The sequence below is a fragment of the Streptomyces chiangmaiensis genome (assembly GCF_036281785.1).
Lineage (GTDB): Bacteria > Actinomycetota > Actinomycetes > Streptomycetales > Streptomycetaceae > Streptomyces > Streptomyces chiangmaiensis.
Map to the genome: position 1 here is coordinate 1 of NZ_JAYWVC010000399.1, position 3,897 is coordinate 3,897.

General features: G+C 67.2%; 4 protein-coding genes and 2 pseudogenes. 3 read left to right on the forward strand and 3 right to left on the reverse strand.

Annotated features, from left to right (window positions below; all coding sequences use genetic code 11):
• Positions 1–247: 247 nt before the first annotated feature.
• The 3 genes and pseudogenes from VXC91_RS43215 to VXC91_RS43225 all read right to left on the reverse strand — a co-directional run.
• Positions 248–596: pseudogene (locus VXC91_RS43215) on the reverse strand (DNA-3-methyladenine glycosylase); the annotation flags it as partial.
• Positions 597–781: 185 nt separating this feature from the next.
• Positions 782–1,393: a DNA-3-methyladenine glycosylase gene (locus tag VXC91_RS43220; RefSeq protein ID WP_329512830.1), complete on the reverse strand. Its 612-nt coding sequence runs from the start codon at positions 1,391–1,393 to the stop codon at positions 782–784.
• Between the two features lie 14 nt (positions 1,394–1,407).
• Positions 1,408–1,653 (reverse strand): annotated as a pseudogene (locus VXC91_RS43225) (DNA-3-methyladenine glycosylase); the annotation flags it as partial.
• A gap of 196 nt (positions 1,654–1,849) precedes the next feature.
• On the opposite strand from VXC91_RS43225, the gene VXC91_RS43230 reads away from it, so the two are divergent.
• The 3 genes from VXC91_RS43230 to VXC91_RS43240 all read left to right on the forward strand — a co-directional run bounded on the left by VXC91_RS43230 (position 1,850) and on the right by VXC91_RS43240 (position 3,890).
• On the forward strand, positions 1,850–2,635 hold the full coding sequence (locus VXC91_RS43230) for a sporulation protein (protein WP_329512831.1): 786 nt from the start codon (positions 1,850–1,852) through the stop codon (positions 2,633–2,635).
• A 45-nt stretch (positions 2,636–2,680) separates the two neighbouring features.
• The gene (locus VXC91_RS43235; RefSeq protein ID WP_329512832.1) at positions 2,681–3,220 is read left to right on the forward strand and encodes a YbhB/YbcL family Raf kinase inhibitor-like protein; all 540 of its coding nucleotides are present in this window, start codon (positions 2,681–2,683) and stop codon (positions 3,218–3,220) included.
• 163 nt (positions 3,221–3,383) lie between these two features.
• Positions 3,384–3,890: an HNH endonuclease gene (locus VXC91_RS43240; protein ID WP_329512833.1), complete on the forward strand. Its 507-nt coding sequence runs from the start codon at positions 3,384–3,386 to the stop codon at positions 3,888–3,890.
• Positions 3,891–3,897: the final 7 nt, after the last annotated feature.

The following is a 3,897-nucleotide window of genomic DNA, read 5'->3' on the forward strand; positions in this document are numbered from 1 at the left end:
CCCGGCCGGCGGGGTTCGTCTTGGGCTCGGGCTTTTCGCCCTGCGCCTTTCGACATTCACTACGTTAGCTGATTCCTGCCGCAACTCATAATCGAGTTCGCGAGTTCGAATTCGGGCATGCGGGCATGCCGAAGTCGCCCAGTAATGGGAATCACATGAGTAGTGGGGTGGCCGCTTCCGGCTGCAGGCTTGACGCCGTACCCGGTTCAAGCGGCTCGGGCTACATTACGCATCCTCCACGGACGCGTCAACTTCGGCGACGCCGAGGCGTGTGGGCCCGATAGGGGCTCAGCGTCGGGTCGTTGGCGATCCAGAAGCGCCACGGGTGGACGCCTCCGTCACCGGCGACACCCGTACGCGGACCACTGCGTACCTGGTCGGAGGGCACCGGGGTGCCGGTGAGGGCACGCAACGGCGTCTCTCCCCCGGGCGCACGCGTCCGTGCCGTCGAGGGCCCGGCCGACGCCCAGAGCCGTGGCCAGACGTGCTGGGCCTTTGGCCAGTTCCTTGTCGTTCCGGGCCGAGAGTCGACGGGTGCGGGCGAGTTCGGCTCCCTCGGTGATCTCACCGGCCCGTAGCAGTACACCGCTCGCCTGGCGGTCGAGCTGGTTCGTACGGGCCTGGCACTTCGGGCAGTCGTGACGCTCGACCTGTTCGGCTGGGGTGATCTTCTTCGGCATGACCCGACCGGCCAGGAACGCGTCACGCGCCACGCTCGCGAGCGCTCACACATCTTCGGACCCAACTTCCGCGCCGACTCACCGGCAAGGCGCACAGCGGCTCAGGCTCCGGCGGACGGCTTGGCTCTTGGGCTCAGTCGGTACGCCGAGACTGTTGGATCACCGGCGAGGTAGAAGCGGTGCTGCCAGTCGTGGGCTCTGCTCACGCCTACCCGAGGACCAACCCGGATGAGTGCGGCAGGTACTGGCTCACTCTCGGACAGCGTGAGCGAGGCGCCTGTCAGTAGGTCTGTGCCGTTGTGCTCTGCCGTGATGCCGAGCGCCTGGCAGAAGTTCCCCGGACCCCGCGCAAGGCGTGCGCTCTCGACCTTCGCCCCTCGCCGCTTGCGTGCCAGGTCTTCCCCTTCGATCACCCTGCCCGCGCGGATGAGGACGGCCGAGGCGATGCCGTCTGTTCCCGTGACGATGTTGGCGCACCAGTGGAGACCGTGAGACCGGTAGACGTACAGGTGTCCTGCGGGTCCGAACATGACGGCGTTTCGGGGTGTCCTGCCTCGGTAGGCGTGAGAGGCGGGGTCGGCCGTACCCGAGTACGCCTCGGTCTCCGTGATGGTGATACTCACGGTTCCCTCGGGTGTCTCGTGGGTGAGCATGGCACCGAGCAGCTTGGGGGCGACTTCTTCAGCAGGGTGAGCGAGATTCACGACGTTCATGCTTACCGATTCGACATGCCGTAGTACACGTGTCCGGGCGGACCGAACATCACCTCGTTGCGGGCCGTGCGGCCCCGATACGCGTCGGAGCCGGGATCGTTCGGACCGTCGTAGGCCTCGACCTCCGTCAGGCGCAGTTCGATCGGACCGTCCGGGGTGCTGCGGACGATGAGGCGCCCCAGGAGGTCGGGGGCGACCTCCAGCACAGGCCGGTCGAAGAATCCCCTGGGGAGGGGCGTACGGTCGGGGGTCGCGATCACGGCGTACGAGCGTGGTCCAGACGGGTGCGTGTCACAGGCTGGTCAAGAGTCCTCCCCCTTGGAAGGCTGAGGACACGGAACCGGCCCCCGGCCGGATCGCGTATCTAGAGATCAAGGATCCCCGAACGGGAGGACGCGCGGGAACGCGCGCCTGGGACGGGGCGACGGAACAGGCGTTGCCTGGGAGGGAAGATTCATGGGGTTCAAGCGGCTGCTCGCGAGCATGGGAGCCGGCGGGGCTTCGGTCGAGACGGTGCTGACGGAGGTCAACGTCGTACCGGGCGGCGTCGTCCAGGGCGAGGTACGGATCCAGGGCGGGTCCGTGAACCAGACGATCGAGGGCCTGAACGTCGGTCTGCAGGCCCGGGTGGAGGTCGAGGGGCACGACGACACGGAGTACAAGCAGAACATCGAGTTCACGAAGGTGCGGCTCGGTGGAGCTTTCGAGCTCCAGGCGGGGGCCGTGCACGCCGTTCCGTTCGGGCTCGAGATCCCGTGGGAGACGCCGATCACCATGATCGACGGTCAGGCACTGCGCGCGATGCACATCGGCGTGACGACCGAGCTGGAGATCGCGCGGGCTCTGGACTCCGGTGACCTGGACCCGATCAACGTGCACCCGCTGCCGGCGCAGAAGGCGATCCTGGACGCGTTCATCCAACTGGGGTTCCGCTTCAAGAACGCCGACATGGAGCGCGGCCACATCCGCGGTACGCGTCAGCGGCTGCCGTTCTACCAGGAGATCGAGTTCTTCCCGCCGTCGCAGTACCGGGGTCTCAACCAGGTCGAGCTGAGCTTCGTCGCGGACGAGCACACGATGGACGTCATCCTGGAGATGGACAAGAAGCCGGGCATGTTCAGTGAGGGCAGCGACTCCTACCGCTCCTTCCAGGTCGGTCTGCACGATTTCCACGGCACGGACTGGACCGCCTACCTCCACCAGTGGCTGTCGGAGGTCGGCAGCAAGCGCAGCTGGTTCTAGGCTCTGCACTGGAATCGGTTGATCCACTGACTTGGAGGTGCCGAGGTGACCGAGCCCAAGAGGCGGCCGCTGCCGCATGACTTCCACCCGCCCGTGCCGTCGTTCTCGGTGACGAGCGAGGACGTCGCGCCGGGTGCCACGCTCAAGGACGCTCAGGTCCATGCGGCCGGGAACACCTCGCCGCAGCTGCGCTGGGAAGGCTTCCCGCCGGAGACGAAGAGCTTCGCCGTGACCTGCTACGACCCGGATGCCCCGACGGGGAGCGGGTTCTGGCACTGGGTGCTGTTCGACATCCCGGCCGCGGTGACGGAGCTGCCCGCGGGTGCCGGCGGCGGGAAGTTCGAGGGACTGCCCCAGGGGGCCGTCCACGCGCGCAACGACTACGGGACGAAGGACTTCGGCGGTGCCGCGCCGCCGCCCGGGGACGGGCCGCACCGGTACGTGTTCACGGTGTACGCCGTCGACCAGGAGAAGCTCGGTCCGGATTCGGACGCTTCTCCCGCCGTGGTCGGCTTCAATCTGCGCTTCCACACACTGGCGCGTGCCCAGCTCATCGGTGAGTACGAGAATCCGGCTGCCGGCTGACGTGCGGATCGCAGTCTGACGTTCATTGAACGTTTGCCCGCCTCTGGTCTTGGAAGTGATCGGAGGCGGGCATTTTTTATTGCGTTGTCCATCTCGGCGCGCCCGTCCAGAGTTGATCCAAGCCCGCCAGGGGGTGGGCGGATGCACACGGGAGGTGGGCTGGATGCGTGACACGCTGGTTCTGAACGCGAGCTTCGAACCGCTGTCGACGGTGACGCTGAACCGAGCCGTCGTTCTGGTGCTGCAGGACAAGGCCGTCGTCGAGCAGGCCCACCCCGAACTCCGCATGCGCGGAGCCGACGTGAACATACCCGCGCCCCGGGTCATCAGGCTCTGCCGATACGTACGGGTGCCGTTCCGAAGACAAGCTCCGTGGTCGAGGCGGGGTGTCCTGGTGCGGGACCGGCACAGGTGCGCGTACTGCGGCCGGAGGGCGTCGACCGTGGACCATGTGGTGCCGCGGTCGCAGGGTGGTGCGGACAGCTGGCTCAACACCGTGGCCTCGTGCGCGGAGGACAACCACCGCAAGGCGAACCGTACGCCGGACGAGGCGGGAATGCCCTTGCTCAGGCAGCCGTTCGAGCCGACACCGGCGGACGCGATGCTGCTGGCGCTCGGTCAGGACAACTTCGAGGCGCTGCCGGAGTGGCTGGCGCAGTCTGCTGCCTAGTGTGGCA